A 17,954-nucleotide genomic window follows, 5' to 3' on the forward strand; every position below is an offset into this window, starting at 1 on the left:
CCCCGTCCGTGCCCCGCTCGGCACGGACCTTCCGATTGGAGAGGACCCCACCCATGCGTGACCTCGACACAGAGGCCGCCCAGGAACCGGAGCCGACCGGTTCGGCGGTGGTCAAGGAACGCGAAGCGGGCAAGATCGCCTTCGCCGCCTTCGTCGGCACCGCCCTGGAGTGGTACGACTACTTCCTCTTCGGCACCGCCGCCGCCCTGGTCTTCAACCGCCTGTACTTCACGACGTTGAACGCGACCGCGGCCACCCTGGCGGCCTTCGCCACCTTCGGCGTGGGCTTCGTCGCACGTCCCCTGGGCGCCGTCGTGTTCGGCTGGATGGGCGACCGCATCGGCCGCAAACCCGCCCTATTGCTCACCGTCGTCGCCATCGGCACCGCCACCGGCCTCATCGGCCTACTGCCCGACTACGCCTCCATCGGCCTCGCCGCGCCCCTGCTGTTGGCCCTGCTGCGTCTGGTGCAGGGCGTCGCCGTCGGAGGCGAATGGGGCGGTGCCGTCACCATCGCCGTCGAACACGCCCCACCCGAGAAGCGTGGACGCTACGCCGCCCTGCCGCAGATCGGCTCCCCCGTGGGCACCCTGCTCTCCTCCGGGGCGTTCGCCCTGGTGCTGACGCTGCCGCCGGAACAGTTCGACTCCTGGGGCTGGCGCCTGCCCTTCCTGGCCGCCTTCCCACTGCTGCTCGTCGCCGTCTACATCCGCCGCAAGGTGGAGGAGTCCCCCGTCTTCGAGGAAATGGAGAAGCAGCAGGAACGCTCCAAGGTCCCCGCACTGGACGTCTTCCGCCACGCCTGGGGCCGCCTGCTGGTGGCCATCGCCTCGGCCCTGCTGGGCGTGGGCGGTTTCTACATCATGACCACGTTCGCCATCAGCTACGGCACCGGCACCCTGGGGCTACCGCGTGAGCTGATGGTCAACGCCACCCTGGTCGCCGCGGTCGTCCAGATCGCGATCATCCTCATCTTCGGACGCATGGCCGAACGTCTGGGCCCAGGCCGTGTCACCCTGTGGGGCGGACTGGCCACCGCGCTCGTCGCCTTCCCGGTGTTCTGGCTCATCGACACCCGATCCCCCCTCCTGGTCGTCACGGCAGTGGCCGCCGGGGTGGCGGTGCTGTCCATCGCCTACGCGGTCTCCGGAGCGCTGCTCACCGAATTGTTCCCCGCCCATCTGCGCTACAGCGGCGTTGCGCTGGCCTACAACTTCGCCGGTGCGCTCAGCGGTTTCCTGCCCTTCATCGCCACCGCGTTGTTGGAGGGGACCGATGGCGGCTCCTGGGTGGCGGCCCTGCTCTTGGCCGGGATCGCCCTGATCACCGCGCTGGGCGGCCTGTACGGAGAACGGCTGCGTGTGCGCGACGAGGTCGTGGTGCGCTGACCTCTCGGAGACGAACGGGGCCCCGACCGGGGGACTTCTCCGGTCGGGGCCCGTTCGTGGGTTCAGTCTCGTGCGGCGGGATCGTGGACCCCGGTCGAGGGCAGCTCGCCCCTCCCCAGCCGACGCACCACCTCGGTGAGCACATCCAGCCCGGACACCAGGTCGGCGTCGGTGGTGTACTCCGCCTCGTTGTGGGAGATCCCCTCCACCGACGGTACGAACAGCATCACCGTGGGCACCCGGTTCTTCATGTTGACCGAGTCGTGCCCGGCCACGGTCCGCACCCTCCGGTGGCTCAGCCCCAGTTTCTCGGCCCCGGCCCGGGCCAACTCCACCCCCTCGGGCTGGAAGGGATCGACCCCCCAGGCGTGGGACTGCTCCAGCTCCACCGACACCGACGCCGACTCCTCCACCCGGGTCACGTGTTCGCGAAGCAGCCGGTCGGCCTCGGCCAGCACCTCCTCGTCGTTGGAACGCAGATCCAACAGCAGTTCGGCGCGCGAGGCCACCACCACCGGCGAGTTCGGGTACACGTCCATGCTGCCCACGGCCGTGTGCAGCACGCCCGGGAACCGGTCGGCCAGATCACGGGCGGCCACCACCAACATCGAGGCTCCCAGCAGGGCGTCACGACGGTCGGCCATCACCGCCGCGCCCGAGTGCGCCTGCTCCCCGCTCACCACGACCCGGTACTTGCGGGCCGCCCAGGTGGCCTCCACCAGACCGATCGTGGCCCCGGACTCCTCCAGCACCCGCCCCTGCTCGACGTGGATCTCGGCGCAGAACGCCGCTTCGGGTCCCTCTCCCTCGCCCAGGAAACCGGTGCCGGCCAGGGCCTCGGCCACCGACACCCCGGCCCGGTCTCGCACCGCGAGCGCCGTCTCCAACGGAAGTCGTCCGGTGTACACCGCACTGCCCATCATGGACGGAGGGAACCGGGAGCCCTCCTCGTTGAACCAGTTGACCACCGCCAGGTTGTACGCCGGGTCCGCCCCCTCGGCGGTGTCGGCGCGGGCGGCGCGAGAGACGGCGTGCAGCGCGGCGAGCACACCGTAGGCCCCATCGAACCGCCCGGCCGTGGGCTGAGAGTCCATGTGCGAGCCGACCACCACGTAGGGGGCGCCGGGGACTCGTTCGACCAGACCGAACTGGTTGCCGATACGGTCGTGGACCACCCGCATCCCGTGGTCGGTCAACAGGTCCCTCAACCAGCCGCGCTGGGCCAGGTCGGGTTCGGTGGCGGCCTGCCGGTCCACCCCGCCCGCGGGGGTGGCGCCGAAGGTGCCCATGGCTTCGAAGTCGGCCAGAAAACGTGTGTCGTCGCTGTTCAAGGGGTCGGACCTCCCGGGTGAGAACGGTGGCCCGCACGAGTGTGGACGGACCCCGTCCATCGTGGGCATGCCCACCGGCCGGGCTCAAGCGACATCCACCCACGTTTTCCTCCGTCCACTGTGCACATGACCAGCACGCGCCTCGGGGCGTGACACCATCGGGGTGGGTGACCACGACGAGCAGCAAGGACACGGTATGGCCGCAGCACAGGGACCCCGCTCCTGGCCCGGGACCCTCGAACTGTTGGCCCGCGACCGCGACGACCTCGTCGAGGACTTCCTCCACCGGCTGCGGGAACTGGGCCACTACGACGACGGCGTCATCCCCGCCGACGACCTGCGTCAGACCGCCGTGGAGACCTTCGACCTGCTCACCCGCCGGATCGCCGGGCTTCCGGTGCCCGCGCACCTGCGCGGCCTGTCCACTCGGTTGGGCGTGCGACGGGCCCGCCAGGGTGTGGCCCGCGATGACCTTCTCGAAGCGGTGCGTATGGACTTCCGGGTGCTGTGGGCCGGGTTGGTGCGCGCCGGTGGCGACGACTCCGCGCCCGTGCTGGTCCTGCACGTGGAGGAGGTACTGGAGGCGGTCGAACAGTTCATCAGCGACGTCCAGGCCGCGTTCCTGGAGGAGCGCACCGTGCTGGAGCGGGACTCGCGCGCGGCCGCCGCGCAGGCCTTCGCCCGGTTGTTGAGCGCCGGGGAGCACACTTCCGAGGTGGCCGGGGAGGTCGCCTCGGTGTTGGGACTGCCCCTGGACGGGGTTGTGGAGGTGACCTTCGTGGTGACGCCACCGGAAGGCGAACGCCCCATCGACACCCGTGCGCTCTCCCGCGGCGGCTGCCTGACCTGGGAGTTCAACGACGGTGTGGCTTTGGTGCGCGAACCGGGGCGCACGCGCCCGCCCGCGCTGTCCCAGGACGTGGTCGGTGCCCGCGTCCACGACACCCGGGGCCTGGCGGAGGTGCCCGCCGCCATCGAGGCCGCGCGCGTCCTGGCCCGCTACGCCCGCCCCGGGGAGGCGCCGGTGACCCCCGAGGACGTGTGGCCCGCCCTGGCGCGCGACCGTGTGGAGGCCCTGGTGCCGGGTTTCGGCCGACGGGCGGTGGAACGCGTGGAGGCGTTGGACCCCGACGCCCGTGCCCGTCTGCTGGAGACGTTGGCCCACTACACGACCACCGGCTCGGTGAAGGCCACGGCCGCTTCGCTGTACTGCCACCGCAACACGGTGGTCAACCGCCTCCAGCACTTCCGCGAGGTGAGCGGCCTGGACCTGACCATCCCGGCCCAGGCCGCCCTGGCCCTCGTGCTTTTCGCCGACCGCGCCCCCACACCGCACCGACGAGCGACGAACACGGCGAGCACCGTCGGCCGCCAGGCCGCCCGTTGAGGGTGGTGGGCGACGAAGAGGGCGAGGCGGAGGCCTTGGAGACCGACCGTTCCTAGTTCTTGCGGGCGACACCGCCGTATTCGGCGACCGGGCGCGTGTCCCCCACCTCGGTGGGGTCCGGGCGCCACAGCGAGCAGGACACCACACCCGGCTCCAGCAGCTCCAGGCCGTCGAAGAGCGCCTCGATGCCCGCCGCCGTCCGGATGGTCAGCTTGGGGGTGCCCCTCTCGTTCCAGGCCTCGGCCACCTGGTGGGCCCGCTCCTGGTCGATGTCGTCGGTGGGGTGGGACACCACGAGGAAGCTACCGGGGGCCAGGGCCTCGATCAGCCGGTCCAGGATGGAGCGCACCTCGGCGTCGTCGCCGATGAAGTTGACCACGCCGAGCAGCATCAGGGCCACCGGACGCGACAGGTCCAGGGTCCGCGACGCGGCTTTCAGGATCGCCTCGGGGTCGCGCAGGTCGGCGTCGACGTAGTCGGTGGCCCCCTCTTCGGTACCGACCAGCAGGGCCCGGGCGTGCGCGAGCACCAGCGGGTCGTTGTCGGTGTACACCACCCGGGCGTCCGAGGCCGCCGATTGGGCGACCTCGTGGGTGTTGTTGTGGGTGGGCAGCCCGGTGCCGATGTCCAGGAACTGCCGGATCCCCTCTTCCTGGACCAGGTGGGTGACAGTGCGCACCAGGAAGGCTCGATCGGCGATCGCGTTGTCGACGATCTCGGGGAAGAAGGAGCGGATCTGCTCGCCCATCTCCTGGTCGACCGGGTAGTTGTCCTTACCGCCCAACCAGTAGTTCCAGATACGGGCGTTGTGCGGGATGGTGGTGTCGATCTTCGCTTCGGGGATCTCGGGGGGCACGGTCCTGCTCTTTCCACTGCGGTCTCCGGCGGACGCCGGACGGGGTACGGCACCAGTAAACGGATCTCCCACCCGTCGCACAAGTACCAAAACCCCTTCCATACCGAGAAAACGGATGTTTCAGGCAAGTCGTGACAATTGGTGATCGACCGCTGTCACAGCCACTTCCGGCGACACACATCCGGTGAGCAGATCCGATCCCAGACCGTCGACCATCGCCGCCGGCCGGCACGGAAAACCGTTCGTGACCGCGTCGGGCCGAACGATAGGTTGCGGTGACACCACGACCCACCGAACCGGGAGGCCCGGGTGAAGCACTCCGGCGAGGAACACGCGCGCATCGCCGAACAAGGCACCGTGCTGCGCTGTCAGGTCGGTTCCCGCGTCCATGGCCTCGATCTGCCGGGCAGCGCCGACCGCGATGAGATGGGCATCTGCCTCGAACCGCCCGAATACGTCATCGGTCTGCGCTCCTTCGAGCAGTACATCCACCGCAGCAGCCCCGAGCACACCCGCTCCGGCCACGACGACCTGGACCTGACCGTCTACTCCCTGCGCAAGTGGACACGTCTGGCCCTGGACGGCAACCCCACCGTGCTGCTGCCGCTGTTCGTCCCCGAGAGCGAGATCGTCACCATCACCGACATCGGCCACGACCTGCGCGCCAACGCCCACCGCTTCCTCTCCCGCAAGGCGGGCGAACGCTTCCTCGGTTACCTGCGCGCCCAACGCGAGCGGATGGACGGGGTCCGCGGCGGCAAGCACACCAACCGTCCCGAACTCGTCGAACGGCACGGCTTCGACACCAAGTACGCCTACCACATGGTCCGGCTCGGCGTTCAGGGCGTCGAACTCCTCTCCACCGGCCGTATCACCCTGCCCATGCCCGAACCCGACCGCTCCTGGCTGCTCGCCCTGCGCCGCGGCGAGTACACCCGGGCACAGGCCCTGGACCGCACCGGCGCGCTGGAGGAACGACTCGCCGACCTGTGCCGCGCCTCGCCCCTGCCCGAGTCACCCGACATCGAATGGGCCGACCAGTGGCTCTCGGACACCTACCGACGCCACTGGGACGAGGACCACGCTGGTCGGAGGGGCACCCGACGCGGCACCCACGAGCCGGCGGGATAGGCTGAATCACCGAAGAGGTACATGCCGCGCCCGAAACTCCGGGTGGCCCGGTGTGCCGGTGCCGGGGACACGGCCCTCGGCACCCGGAGGACGACAAGTGAAGGAAACACCATGGTCGGAACCATCGGATTCGTGCTCATGATCATCAGCCTGTCGATGATGATCATCTCCGGTCTCCTCGCGGCCGTCGTGAAGACCCGATAGCACCGCGTCGGCGGGTGCGGCCGAGAACGCACCCGCCGCACCGCGCCCTACCTCGGGTTCTCCACCGTCTCCAGGGCCAGGCGTGCCATCTCCTGCCCGTCCGAGCCGGTGATCACCACCTCGTCCCCGACGACCTCGTACCGGGTCTGCCCGGACTCCGCCACGTAGCCCTCGTCGGTGTGTTCGGCGGGCACCACCATCGCCTCGCCGTCGCCGTGCAGGAACTCCCCGAAGTAGAACAGTTCCCCCACGCTGTTCGAGCACAGCACGATCCGGTGCCGTTCGGTCTCGTAGGCCGCCTCCAACGAACCCGGCCCCTCCCCCGGCATCAGTTCCGAGACCCGGTCCGGACAGAACTCCTCGACGGCGGGTGTCCGCGGCGTCCCGGCCGCGTCCTCCCCGGCCACCCTGGGCAGGACCCACACCGAAAGCAGCACCCCCGCACCGACCACCGCCAGCGTCAGGGCGCGCACCGTGCCCTGCGGCCACCGCGGCAGGCCCCCTTTCGACCGTCGACGGTGGGACTCGGCCGCCGGTTCCGGTTCGGTGCCCGCGGCCTCCGACCCGTCCCCGGCCGGTCCATCCCCGCCCGGGCGGACCCCCGTCGGGGCGAACACTCCGCTCGGATCGGTACGTCGCGGTGTTTCCATCACCCGTATCGGTGGCGCCTCCTCCGGGGAGAAGGCCGTGCTCTCGACAGGGGCGAGCAGGTCACCCTCACCGGATTCCCCACGCGTGCCCACTTCACGCACCGTGTCGCACACCATGCACGTGTGCTTGGACGGTTCGTTGTGGGCGGCGCACATGCCGCACCGCCAGAGTCCCTCTGCCATGCGTGCGCGCTCCTCCGCCACGTGGTGACCCGGCCGCTTCCTCGGGCGCGCATCACGCGGTGCGTGCCGGGGCCTCGGCCGCTGAATCAGAGAACATGCAACACCCACGGGTACGCACGCACAAGGGGAAAAGCCACACGACCCGTACTTCACACCCGTAACGGACGAGGGGGCCGGCACGGGACACCCGTCCACGGTGCCCCACACCGACCCTTCGCGCGCCTTCGGCGCGAGAACAGCCTACGGAACCCGATCCGGTGGTCGATTCGGACCCCTGAAGCGGCACCTTTATGACGTAGATTGCCCGATTTGCCCCTTGGTAGCTTGGCGTCCATTCGTCGAGCACGAAAGCAGACCATGTCCCCCTCGCCCGATGACCATGGTTCCCCCGGCACGCCGGCCCAGGAGAACGTCGCCCCTCGCCCCTTCTCCGCACTGAGCAGGGACATCGCGGCCAAGACGTTCCCGCTGTATCTGTCGATGATCGCCGGCGTGGTCGGCACCCTGGTCACCGCCGCCGTCCTGGGCCACGCCGGCACCGCCTCCCTGGCCGCCTACGCGATGACCGTCGCCGTGTTCAACCCGGCCGTCATGGTCGTCCAAGGCGCGCTACGCGGCACCATGCCGTTCGTCGCCCCGAGCGGTGACGACCCCGGAACGCTCGAAACCACCTTCCGCGACGCGATGTGGCTGGCCCTGTGCGCCGGAGCCCTGGGCGGCTTGGCGGTGACCGCCGTCCCCGTCCTGTCCACGCTCATCGGCGTTCCCGAGGCGACCGTCGCCGCTTTCGGACCCTTCCCCTACCTGATGGCCCTCACCCTGGTGGTCGTCTCGTTCCAGACCTCGGCCACCACGTTGCTGATCGCCCTGGGCCGCTCCAAGGAGGCCCTGTGGGTGGGCCTGGTCAACACCGGTTCCTCGATCGTGCTCATCCCGACGCTGGTCCTGGGCCCCGGTCCGCTGCCCGCCCTGGGCATGACCGGCGCGGGCGTCGCCATGTTCGTCAACGCCGTCGCGGCCCTGACCACCGCACACCTGCTGTTGCGTCGCCGCACCGTTCTGGCCGGGCGCCGGGTCGGCCTGGGCCGGCCCGTCTGGACCACCGTGTGGCGGATGGCCCGGGTCGGGCTGCCCATGGGGGCCACCATGCTGATCAAGTTCGGTGTGCTGGGCCTGCTGGCGGTGGCCGCGGCGACCACCGGAGTGGCCGACGCCGCCGCGCACCAGATCATGGTCACCCTGGCCACGTTCGTGTTCCTGCCGGCCACGGCGGTGGGGCAGGCGACCGTACCGTTCATGGCCCGGGCCGCCTCCGACGCCGACCGACACGGGTACCGAGAGGTACGCCGTTCCCTGCTGGCCGGGGCTCCACCATGCAGGAGACCCAGTCCCTGACCTCGGTGGAGTCGTCGACGCTCGCCACCATCCGAAGGCGGATCTCCTCGATCTCCTCGGTGTGCTTGCGCGCGATCGCGCGCACCATACCGGCCTTGGAGCCGAAGTGGTAGGGCCTTGACTCTGGATCCTGGACAAGGCCTAGGGAAGCCACCGCATAGGCGGCCCAGAGCCAGGCCAGCCCGCCGGCGGCCGCGATGGGGAAGGCCACCAGGGCCAACGCCCCGAAGCAGATCGCGAACGTGTACAGCGTCGTGGTGGTGGCCGATCACCAGGTCCTGCACCCGAGGGTCGGGGGTGAAAACGCCCAGCAGCGGGTGGGCCAGCAGGAAGACCAGCAGCACACTGGCCGCCACCATCGGCAGGGCCAGACAGACCGTTCCTAGAGACTGAGCATGAGTTGCGCATGCTCGGCCGAGCGCCCCGAACGGTCTTGGGCGTTCTGGTCCACCGCGTTCCGTCCGTGTCCAGCTCCATCGGATCGTGTCCGTGGTCCGGATGCGCGAGGGCGGTCTTCCTCACGCCCCGGGCTACGTGATTCGGCCTGGATGGTCCGATGCCCCGCACCATCACTCCGGTGATGCGGGGGCGGTGCCATCCGACGCCGGATCGCGTGCCCCAGAGCGCGCCTACCGATCGCCACCGCAGCGGCGGCGTGTCGGGAAGTCCTACGTTTCCTACCGGTCAGTGGCTTGTGCCAGTGCTGGGCGCCCCATCTGGAGGTGTAGGCGGGATCAACGGCGATCACACCGATACCGGTCTCGGCGCACATCGACAGGAGCCGGGCACGCAGTTTGCCGGTGGGCATCCCGGAGATGAGCTGCCGGAACCGCTTCCTGCGGCCGTGCTTCTCCCGACTCTTGGAGTCGGTGAAGTCCAGGTCCTCGACCGCGATCGCTCGCACACCACAGCTTTGCGCCCAGCGCAACAACCGGGTCAGGGCATGCCTGACCTGGGCATCGCGGTGGGTAGCGCTGCCGGACAACTGGTAGTCGAACCGGCGCGGGTCACCGATGGGGTTGCCATGGGTGTCCAGGCGCCAGGCGGCCAGGTGGTCGGCGTTGGTGTCCACTCCGATCACCCCTGGGGCCAGGGCGGCCCGAAGAGGGACCTGCGGTGGCGCCGCGATCTGCCATGAGGCGGTCAGGTACCAACGCCGCCGTTCCGCGTCCAGGTGCACTCGGTAGGCCACCGCCCGGTTCTCCGCCACCCGCTCGGCCCACTCCTGGCCTCGGTGTGCGAAGGCGGCCGTTCCCGAGAGCACATATCGGCCGTTCGGGGCGTTCGCCCATTCCTTGAGTGGCGCCGGGAGTTTGATCGACACCTCACCGTCAGGGGTGATGCGGATCGTCTCGTTACCGAACCGCTTCCCCGATTCCCCATCAGCCTGAAGGAACCAGCGGGCCGTTTCCCACCGCTCACGCCACTGAGATCGGTCCACACCCGTGGCGTCCAGGTGGTGGCGGTTGCGGGCCAGATGTTTACCGCCGCGCACCACGCGCACCAGGCCGGCCTCGAAGTCAGCCCGCACCGTGGCCAACCGGTCTTGAAGGCTGGCCAGACGTCGGGACTTGGCGTGCCACTCCTGCCGGGACCGATAGCCGCCGGGCTTCTTCTTGGTGCCCTTGGCGCCGACCGGCAACGACAGCCGGTGCCGGATCGTCGCGATCCCCGCTTGAAGGGAGCGCAGGTGCGCCACCTGGCCACGCCGGGCCAGCGCCCACTGGTCGTGGGTGGCCTTGGTGATCGACCCCGCCCACCGCGAAGACGACTCCGGCGTCAACGCCCGCTTACGCGCCGCCCACCTCGCGCTGTCGTGGTCCAGGCCATCAGCACAGCGGGCCTTGAGGTCGGCGGAGGCCAGCGACCCCAAGTGTGCGCCGACCAGCCGCAACACCTTCTCGTCCTGGGCGGTCAGGTGTTTGAGGCGGGTGCGCACGGCCACACCGGTGGGCCCCGGAACCAGGTAGGGGCCGGCGATCGGTCGCAAACCTCGCTGGTCGGTGCCCACCACTGGCTTGCCACCCCCTGCCCTTGACCGTGTTCGATCCCCGTTTTCGAACACCACGCTAGCCACCTCCGAGGGTGGGTGTCCCGCGAACCGGGAAACTCCTCTGCCCGGTCAGGGGGCGGACCGGTGCCGAACCGTCTCGTCGGTGAAGTGGTTCGAGGTGTTCGCTCATGAACGTTCACGCACACCGATGTGACCGCGCACACGAACAGACGAAACCCCTCGCCCGGCACCTCGCCGATCTGGGCACGCCCTCCTGGTACGCGAGGTTCACCGTCCAGGTGATGAGCGACCTCTCCCTGCGCGAGCTCGTGAGCCGAGAGGCCCTCGACTGTTCCTCCCTCGTCCGAGCGGGGGAAGCGCTGCGCGCGTGCCTGCCCGACCTTCCCGACGAGGTCCGCGCCGAACGCCAGGACATGGCGCGGCAACTCATGCTCTTGACGTTGGCGCGGCGCGAGCGTGCGCTGAGCGAGGGGACGGACACACGCCCGGACTCCTGGAACCGCACCGCCGTCGGGCTCACCGACGCCCTCACCGGGCTCTGGCTCGCGCCCGTCACCGAGGTCCCGGGACCGGCCGGGCCGGAGGTCGCGCGTTCCGCGCACTCCTGAACACCTGTGCGGTCGCACAAGCCTCGGATAAGGTCTTTCGCGCCCGCCACGCGGGCGCTAGTGTGCGAACAGGCCCCGCCGCCACGGGGCGCCACGGTGTGTAGCTCAGCAGCAGAGCGCCCGGCTCTTATCCGGGAGGGCGCGGGGGCGGAACCCGCCGCACCGGCATGGAACACCGACCTCCCGTCCACGTGGGCCCGGCCTACCCCGCGAGTCGACTCGCCAAGGCGCTGACCACCGCCGCCTCCCACGACGACCCGGATGTACGCCGGGCCGCCGAGCGGCGTGCCACGTCCTGGTTGCGCGTCCTGGGCGGCATGGGCGACGGCACCCTGACCATCGGGTCGCGCACCCCCGTCCGGGACCTGCCCCCGTGGGTCACCCCCGAGGTCGTCCACGGTGGTTTCGCCACCGGCGCGGCCGCCGCCGGTGGCCCGCTGCGCCCGCACGAAATCGAACTCATCGAACGGCACGGCCTGCGGGCCGACCGCGGTTCGCTGTACTCCCACCACCTGACCGAGACCGGGCTGTCCCACCTGAGCGCGCTGCTCGACAGCGGCGGCTACGCACTCGACCAGCCCGAACAGGCCGCGCTGCTCACCGTGGTGTGGCTGCTGCGGGCCGGGGACACCGCCGCCGCCCTGCGGCTGCTGAGCGCCTTGGACCCCTTCGGCGCGTCCCTGTGCCTGACCCCGCGCCCGGCCCCGGTCGTGGACCTGCCCGAGGGTTCGGTCTTTCGTTGGTCGGTGGCGGATGTGCGCGCCGGGTTGGAGAGGGTCGCCCGTGAGCCCGCCCCTCAGCCGACCGCTCAGCGCGAAGCGCTGCGCGTGTGGAACCCCTTCGCCGACCGGGCCCTGGCGCACTGGTGGGAGACGGTCGAGAACGGGGTGGTCGACTCGCGCCGTTCCAAGGGCTGGGAGGCGCGCGGCGCCGACCTGCTGGAGGAGTACGGGCGGCTGGCCGCCGAGCACACCCTGTGTTCCAAGCACCGTGATCCCGAGGAGAACCTGGGGATCCTGCTCGCGGCGCTGCGCGAGACGCTGTCCGAGGAGGGGCTGGGAGCGCGCCGACGCGGGCTGCTCCGGCACGCGGTGGGCTCCATGGTGGCCAAGCGGGGCGTGCCCGGTTCCGCCGAGCACACCGCCCTGCGCGACGCCCAGGCCGCGCAGGCGGCGCCGCCTACCCACGACGCGTTCGCGACCGTGCTGCTGGGCCGGTTGTCCGCCTTCGCCGCCAACTCCGGGCTGGCCGACCCCGAGTCCGTCCTGACGCCGCTCTCCCCCTCGGAGGCACGGGAATTCGACGTACCCGAAGTCACCACGATCCCGACGCCTCTGCGGGAACGAGTGGAACGGGCGGTCATCGCTCCGTTGGACACCCTGGTGGAACGCGGGCTGATCCCCTCCGCCGAGGTACTGGCCTCGCTGGTGCCCACGTTGGCCGCCACCGCCGAGGCCGCCGCGATCGATGATCCGGCCCTGAACCGCCTGGTGGCCGCGCACCACCGCGCGTTCGCCGCGCGGCGTTCCCTGCTGTTGCTGAACCTGTCCTCCCAGGTGCGGCGGGAGGAGCTGCCTTGGGTCCGGGAGGCGGCCCCCCATCACGCCACGGACGACCTGCGCCGGTCCGCGGCCCGAACCCTCATCACCCGTCTGGGTGAGACGACGCTGACCCGGTTCCCGGGGACCATCACGCCCAATCCGCTGGTGCGCGAGCTCAACGGGCTGGCCGGCACCGCCGGCTCACCGGTGCGGTTCGTGGAGGAGCTGGCCGCCGACATCTTCATGCGCGACTTCTCCGCCAAGTTCGTGCGGGCCGCCAAGGTGGCTGCGGAACTGCTGAGCGATGGCCTGTACACCCGCTACTACGGGATCGACACCGCCCGGGTGCTCGCCTTGGACGAGAAGCACGATCCGGCCGGCTTCGCCGCCCTGTGCGTCGAACGGGCCCACGACCCCGAGTGGTCGGTGCCCGGCAACGGCACGATCATCGAGCAGGCCCAGATCCTGACCACGCACAACCTGGCCGCCCTGACCCTGTCCGGCGCGCGCCCCGCCGACGGGTGGGTCGAGGCCGCGCGCCGGGCGCATCTGCACACGGTGCGTCTGGTCGAGACGCTGCCGAAGGTCTTCGACGTCCTGGCGCACGTGAAGAACGCGGCGTTCGCCTGGCGACAGACGGTGTTCCTGCTGTCCCTGTGTCCCTTGGAGGAACAACGAGCGAGCCTGAAGTGGATGTCCCACCTGTCCGAGCGGCAGCCGGCCCACGTGCGCGATCGGTTGGCCCCGGCGTTGGCCGGACTGCGCGCGGTGGTGGAGGGACGGCCCCCCGATTCCGACGGAGGCACGGTGTTCCTGGGCTGGACGACCCGGCCGCACTGGATGCCGGCGATCGCTCCGGGGGCGCTACGCTCCCCGCAGGGCCCGACTTGAACCGGAAAGGCCGACGGGTGGCCGGATCCGGCCATCCACACGTGAGCATGCACGTGCACTTGCACCGCCGGTGATACCACTGGGGAGTACGCAGTCGCCCACCTCGGACCGGGAGGTCGGCTCCGCCGTCGGCCACGCGCCGTAGTTAGGGTGAGACGCATGTCGATATGGGCGCGAGGAGACCGCACAGGGAGGGTCGGCGAGGCCCTCCTGATGTTGGAGGGGCAGGGGATCATCGACGGACTGGAGATCCTCCCGGCCGAGGAGAAGCCCTACCGTGTCCGCGTCCCGGCCGGCATCGTCCACATGGACGAGGACGAGGCCTCCATGTTCGCCCTGGGCGCGGTCGTCGGCGCCTTCGGGAACGTGGCCCGCCAGCGCGCCTGATCCGAACTCCCTGCCTTCGGTCCCCCGTCGGTAGGGGCCTGTCGACGGGCCCCTACCGACGGCCCATGGTGCGCAGGATCGCGTCCAACAGCAGGTCCCTGACCATCGTGCGGTGTTCGGAGTCGTGCTGGACCGTCAGCTCGTTGTTGAAGGTGGACAGGCACATGCCCACCGTCATCTCGGCCAGGGGACCGGCCGGACGCCCGTCCTTGGGCAGCTCCTCCACGAAACGGGCGACCTCGATGGCCTCGCGGACCGCTTCGATCCACGGTGCGATGCGCTCGCGCCACCACGTCCGTTGGGGTCCGGGCTCCGCGCCCATCCCCGACGCCGCCGCGAGCAGCGCGCCGGACTCCAGCCACAGCCCGATCCAGCCGTCGACCAGGCGCCCCATGTAGCCGTCGATGGACTCCATCCGCCCGAACGTCAGGTCCACTTGGGAGGAGAAGGCGGTCAGGCGTACGTCCACGGCGGCCTGGAGCACCTGGTTCTTGTGGTTGTAGTAGCGGTAGACGGTGGAGCGGTCGATGTCGACGCCCTCGGTGATCTCCTTGTAGGTGACCTGGCTGAAGGGCTTGGTCCGCAGCAACGCCACGAGGCTGTTCTGCAGCTGGAGCATGCGCTGCGCGGCGCGCAGGCTCCCGCTGGTCCCCGGGCTCGAATCCTGCGGCACCGTCATACCCGATCCGTCCGTCATGGGCTCCCACGGCCCTCGCGTCATTGACGGAGTCCAGCTTGCCCCAGATCGAATCGGATGCCAACACGGCGTTGGCCACCGAGGCACCCCTGTGGAACGGGGTACCCGTCAGGCATCCGCCGCTCGCGTGCGCGTGGCCCGGTGGGCGGTCAGGTAGTCGCGGTACCAGTGGAAGCTGTCCTTGGGGTGACGTTCCAACAGGTCGTAGTCGACCCGCACCAACCCGAACCGGCGGTCGTAGCCGTAAGCCCACTCGAAGTTGTCCAGCAACGACCACACGAAGTACCCGCGCACGTCCACGCCGGCCTCGATGGCGCGGCCCAGTGCCGCCAGGTGGTCGCGCAGGTAGTCGACGCGGTCGGTGTCGCGCACACGGCCGTCGGCGTCGGGGGCGTCGGGTTCGGCCGACCCGTTCTCGGTGATGAGGATGGGCGGCAGGTCCGGGTAGCGGCGATCCAGGTCGACGAGCAGATCGGTGAGGTTCTCGGGCACCACGGGCCAGCCCATGGTGGTGTGCCGGACTCCCTCGTAGGGGACCTGTTCCACGCCGATGTCGACGGCGGTGCGGCGGGCGGGGTCGGGCTCGGTGTGCGGGGCGTCGCGCAACATGATCGGCCGGTAGAAGTTGACGCCGAGGAAGTCCAGGGGCTGACCGATCGTTTCCAGGTCGCCCTCGACCCGGTGGGAGCCGTCGGCGAGTTCGCCCCACACCTCCTTCTCGTTGTCCGGGTAGGCGCCGGTGAAGATGGGGTCGAACCAGGTGCGGTTGTGCAGGGTGCGGGCCCGTTCCACGGCGGCGCGGTCGGCCTCGGAGTCGGTGGCCGGCACCAGGTGGTCGGGGTTGAGGGTGATACCGACCTCTCCCGCGTCGGCGGCGCGCAGTTCGCCGACCGCCGTGCCGTGCGCCAAGAGCAGGTGGTGGGCGACGGCCAGGGCGGGCGCGCCCTCCTTCGTTCCGGGGGCGTGGCGTCCGATGGCGTGCCCGACGAACGCCGAGCAGAAGGGTTCGTTGAGGGTGATCCACCGGTTGACGCGGTCGCCGAGGCGTTCGGCGACGATCGCGGTGTACTCGCCGAAGCGGTGCGCCGTGTCACGGACCCGCCAGCCGCCCTCGTCCTCCAGGGCCTGCGGTAGGTCCCAGTGGTAGAGGGTGAGCACGGGTTCGATACCGGCGGCCAGGATGGTGTCGACCAGGCGGTCGTAGAAGGCCAGCCCCTCGGGGTTGGGGCGTCCCCGGCCGGTGGGTTGGACGCGCGACCAGGAGACCGAGAAGCGGTACAGGTCCACGCCCAGCTCGGCGAGCAGTGCGACGTCCTCGCCGTAGCGGTGGTAATGGTCGCAGGCGACGTCGCCGCTCTCGCCTCGGGCGACGCGTCCGGGGGTGTGAGAGTAGGTGTCCCAGATCGAGGGACCCCGACCGCCTTCGTCGGCGGCGCCCTCGACCTGGTAGGCGGCGGTGGCGGTGCCGAAGAGGAGTTCGGCGGGAAGCACTGGGTCTGCCTGGGGGTAGCGGCCGGACATGGGATCACCCTCCTTTGGGAGCGCTCCCAATTGTGATCCACCCGATCCCGAAGATCAAGCACCACCGTGCGGTCGTCCCATCACACATCGTGACAACGGAAAGGCTACCGAGCCGAGACCTCCCGCGTCGAACCGGGTCGCGCCCGACACCGTCACAACATCAGCGCGCCCCTGTCCCCGCACGCGCGCCGTAGAAAGGGCGAAGGCATGAGTTGGACCGACTACTCGCAGAACGTGCGCATCCGTGACCTCCAGGAGAGCCTGGACAGCGCACACTCACAGATGGCCCACGAGCGCAGCCGCATGCGCTCGGAGCTGGGACGGCTCAGGGGAAGTCTGGAACAACGACTGGATCGCGTCTCCGCCACCCTGGACGCCTTCATCGAGCTCAGCGACCTGCGCGTCACCCTCACCATGTTCGACGGTGCCGCCATCGCCCGTCACCGCACCCTCCAGATGATCGACGGCGCGGTCCTGGGGAGTCTGGACCTCGACGACGTGCCCGGATACTGGCTCGTGCCCGCCGCGCGGGGCCTGCACGCCCTGCTCAACGGCGACCTCGCGCGGGCACGGCTTCGCTTCGACGAGGCCGCCGGCATCGACCCCGAGCGCGCCCGCAGCTTCAGCGCCCTGGCCTCAGCGCTCACCAGTGCCGAGCACGCCCGGGCGCTGGGAGAGAACACGGCCGCCGACCTCCTCCCCCACCTTCCGGTCCCGGGCACCCGGTCGACCCGTGGTCAGCGCGCCCTGTGGCTGTTGAGCGCCGACGGTTCCCTCGGCGACGACGCCCGCGAACGACTGCTGCTGTCCACCCTGCGCCACTGGTCGGCCGAGGGCGTCCGTACGCCGAAGGTGGAAGGCTGGTTCTCTTCCACCCCTTCGTCCGCTGGTCGCCACCCGCGGTCCGATGACGGATTCGCCGCGCGGTCCGGGGCGGCTCGCCGCCTCGCCGAGGTGCGCGAACGCGTCACCCGCGTCACCACGCTGAGCGGTGAGGACGCCCCGACCGAGGTCTTGGCCCCCGACCAGGACAGCGCCGACTTCCTCCACGAGACCCTGCGCCTTCTGGTGGAGGAGGGCAGCCCGGAGGAGGCGCCCCTGCTCACCGAGGCCAATCGGCTGCGCGCGGTGATCGAGGGTTCGGGCAAGGAGATCGTCCTGCCCTCCTGGGGTGAGAGCGTCGAGGAGGTCGGTGCTCTGCTCCAGCGCGACCTGGTCTCCGAACAGGCGCCCCCGCACCGTCGGACCTTCGCGCTGGTACTGCAACGCGCCACCGTGCTGGAGGGCGCCGAGGAGCTGGCGGCCCGGGCCACCGAACCGGTGCCCGATCGGACCAGCGTCTCCTTTCGGGGCACCTCCGTCACCATCACCTCCGCCGGCGCGGACCGCGGGCAGCTCGAACAGGCCCGAAAGCGGACCGAGGTCGCGGCCACCCCGGGCAGCGACTCCCGCACCCTGCTGTGGATCACCGTGGCCACCGCCGGCGTGCTGCTGATCATGTCCCTGCTGACGATGCACGGTTTCCTGTGGTTGCTGACCCTGGTCGCACTGGGCGGCGTCGGGCTGGCCTACCGCTCCGCTTCCCGGGCGACGGAGGACGCCGCACAGGCGCGTACCCACGAGCTGCGCAGGATGGACGAGCGGGTCGAGAAGGCCGTCCGGGAGTGGCGCGACAGCCGGGCCGAGGCCGAGCGGAACCAGGGCGAGGCGAAGGAGGACCTCCAGGAGATCCGCCGACTGCTCAACCCGTGAGGGACTCTCCCCCGGCCC

At 70.5% G+C, this 17,954-nt stretch carries 15 protein-coding genes and 1 tRNA gene; 10 read left to right on the top strand and 6 right to left on the bottom strand.

All coding sequences use genetic code 11. The features are described 5' to 3' along the window. Positions 1–53: 53 nt before the first annotated feature. On the top strand, positions 54–1,388 hold the full coding sequence (locus tag BQ8420_RS25235) for an MFS transporter (protein WP_087101877.1): 1,335 nt from the start codon (positions 54–56) through the stop codon (positions 1,386–1,388). A 62-nt stretch (positions 1,389–1,450) separates the two neighbouring features. Here the strand turns inward: BQ8420_RS25235 and BQ8420_RS25240 are convergent, their stop codons facing one another. Continuing rightward, the gene (locus tag BQ8420_RS25240) at positions 1,451–2,719 is read right to left on the bottom strand and encodes a M20 family metallo-hydrolase (protein WP_255404904.1); all 1,269 of its coding nucleotides are present in this window, start codon (positions 2,717–2,719) and stop codon (positions 1,451–1,453) included. 196 nt (positions 2,720–2,915) lie between these two features. On the opposite strand from BQ8420_RS25240, the gene BQ8420_RS25245 reads away from it, so the two are divergent. Next, positions 2,916–4,106: a helix-turn-helix domain-containing protein gene (locus tag BQ8420_RS25245; RefSeq protein WP_087101879.1), complete on the top strand. Its 1,191-nt coding sequence runs from the start codon at positions 2,916–2,918 to the stop codon at positions 4,104–4,106. Between the two features lie 52 nt (positions 4,107–4,158). On the opposite strand, the gene BQ8420_RS25250 is transcribed toward BQ8420_RS25245, so the two are convergent. After that, positions 4,159–4,962, bottom strand: a complete 804-nt coding sequence (locus BQ8420_RS25250; protein WP_087101881.1) for an SAM-dependent methyltransferase — start codon at positions 4,960–4,962, stop codon at positions 4,159–4,161. A gap of 309 nt (positions 4,963–5,271) precedes the next feature. Between BQ8420_RS25250 and BQ8420_RS25255 the strand changes: the two genes are divergently transcribed. Then, on the top strand, positions 5,272–6,093 hold the full coding sequence (locus tag BQ8420_RS25255) for a DNA polymerase beta superfamily protein (protein WP_087101883.1): 822 nt from the start codon (positions 5,272–5,274) through the stop codon (positions 6,091–6,093). Between the two features lie 251 nt (positions 6,094–6,344). On the opposite strand, the gene BQ8420_RS25260 is transcribed toward BQ8420_RS25255, so the two are convergent. Further along, positions 6,345–7,130: a hypothetical protein gene (locus tag BQ8420_RS25260; protein ID WP_143847565.1), complete on the bottom strand. Its 786-nt coding sequence runs from the start codon at positions 7,128–7,130 to the stop codon at positions 6,345–6,347. A gap of 357 nt (positions 7,131–7,487) precedes the next feature. Here BQ8420_RS25260 and BQ8420_RS25265 point away from each other — a divergent pair, with 357 nt between their 5' ends. Both BQ8420_RS25265 and BQ8420_RS33240 read left to right on the top strand, forming a co-directional pair. After that, entirely contained in the window at positions 7,488–8,525 is a 1,038-nt protein-coding gene (locus tag BQ8420_RS25265; protein ID WP_255404905.1) for an MATE family efflux transporter, read from the top strand. Next, positions 8,504–8,638, top strand: coding sequence for a hypothetical protein (locus BQ8420_RS33240; protein ID WP_369825545.1), 135 nt, complete (start codon positions 8,504–8,506; stop codon positions 8,636–8,638). Before BQ8420_RS25265 ends, BQ8420_RS33240 begins: the two co-directional genes overlap by 22 nt. Before the next feature lie 269 nt (positions 8,639–8,907). On the opposite strand, the gene BQ8420_RS25280 is transcribed toward BQ8420_RS33240, so the two are convergent. Then, a complete protein-coding gene (locus tag BQ8420_RS25280; RefSeq protein ID WP_235006484.1) occupies positions 8,908–10,515 on the bottom strand; it encodes a transposase in 1,608 nt (535 codons plus the stop codon). Positions 10,516–10,706: 191 nt separating this feature from the next. On the opposite strand from BQ8420_RS25280, the gene BQ8420_RS25285 reads away from it, so the two are divergent. The 4 genes from BQ8420_RS25285 to BQ8420_RS25300 all read left to right on the top strand — a co-directional run bounded on the left by BQ8420_RS25285 (position 10,707) and on the right by BQ8420_RS25300 (position 13,966). Further along, positions 10,707–11,147: a hypothetical protein gene (locus BQ8420_RS25285; RefSeq protein WP_160049429.1), complete on the top strand. Its 441-nt coding sequence runs from the start codon at positions 10,707–10,709 to the stop codon at positions 11,145–11,147. Between the two features lie 94 nt (positions 11,148–11,241). Further along, positions 11,242–11,313 (top strand) — tRNA-Lys (locus BQ8420_RS25290). A gap of 1 nt (position 11,314) precedes the next feature. Next, a complete protein-coding gene (locus BQ8420_RS25295) occupies positions 11,315–13,579 on the top strand; it encodes a transcriptional regulator (RefSeq protein WP_087101888.1) in 2,265 nt (754 codons plus the stop codon). 159 nt (positions 13,580–13,738) lie between these two features. After that, complete coding sequence (locus BQ8420_RS25300) at positions 13,739–13,966, top strand: hypothetical protein (RefSeq protein ID WP_087101890.1); 228 nt, start codon at positions 13,739–13,741, stop codon at positions 13,964–13,966. Between the two features lie 52 nt (positions 13,967–14,018). Here BQ8420_RS25300 and BQ8420_RS25305 read toward each other — a convergent pair whose 3' ends face one another. Together BQ8420_RS25305 and BQ8420_RS25310 are read right to left on the bottom strand one after the other, a co-directional pair. After that, on the bottom strand, positions 14,019–14,585 hold the full coding sequence (locus BQ8420_RS25305; protein WP_087102063.1) for a TetR/AcrR family transcriptional regulator: 567 nt from the start codon (positions 14,583–14,585) through the stop codon (positions 14,019–14,021). A 186-nt stretch (positions 14,586–14,771) separates the two neighbouring features. Beyond that, entirely contained in the window at positions 14,772–16,184 is a 1,413-nt protein-coding gene (locus BQ8420_RS25310) for a GH1 family beta-glucosidase (protein WP_087101892.1), read from the bottom strand. 207 nt (positions 16,185–16,391) lie between these two features. On the opposite strand from BQ8420_RS25310, the gene BQ8420_RS25315 reads away from it, so the two are divergent. Continuing rightward, positions 16,392–17,936 carry a hypothetical protein gene (locus BQ8420_RS25315; RefSeq protein ID WP_087101894.1) on the top strand — a complete coding sequence of 515 codons (1,545 nt, stop codon included), beginning with the start codon at positions 16,392–16,394 and terminating at the stop codon, positions 17,934–17,936. Positions 17,937–17,954: the final 18 nt, after the last annotated feature.

It is taken from the genome of Nocardiopsis sp. JB363 (assembly GCF_900143625.1).
In the GTDB taxonomy this organism is placed as follows: Bacteria; Actinomycetota; Actinomycetes; order Streptosporangiales; family Streptosporangiaceae; genus Nocardiopsis.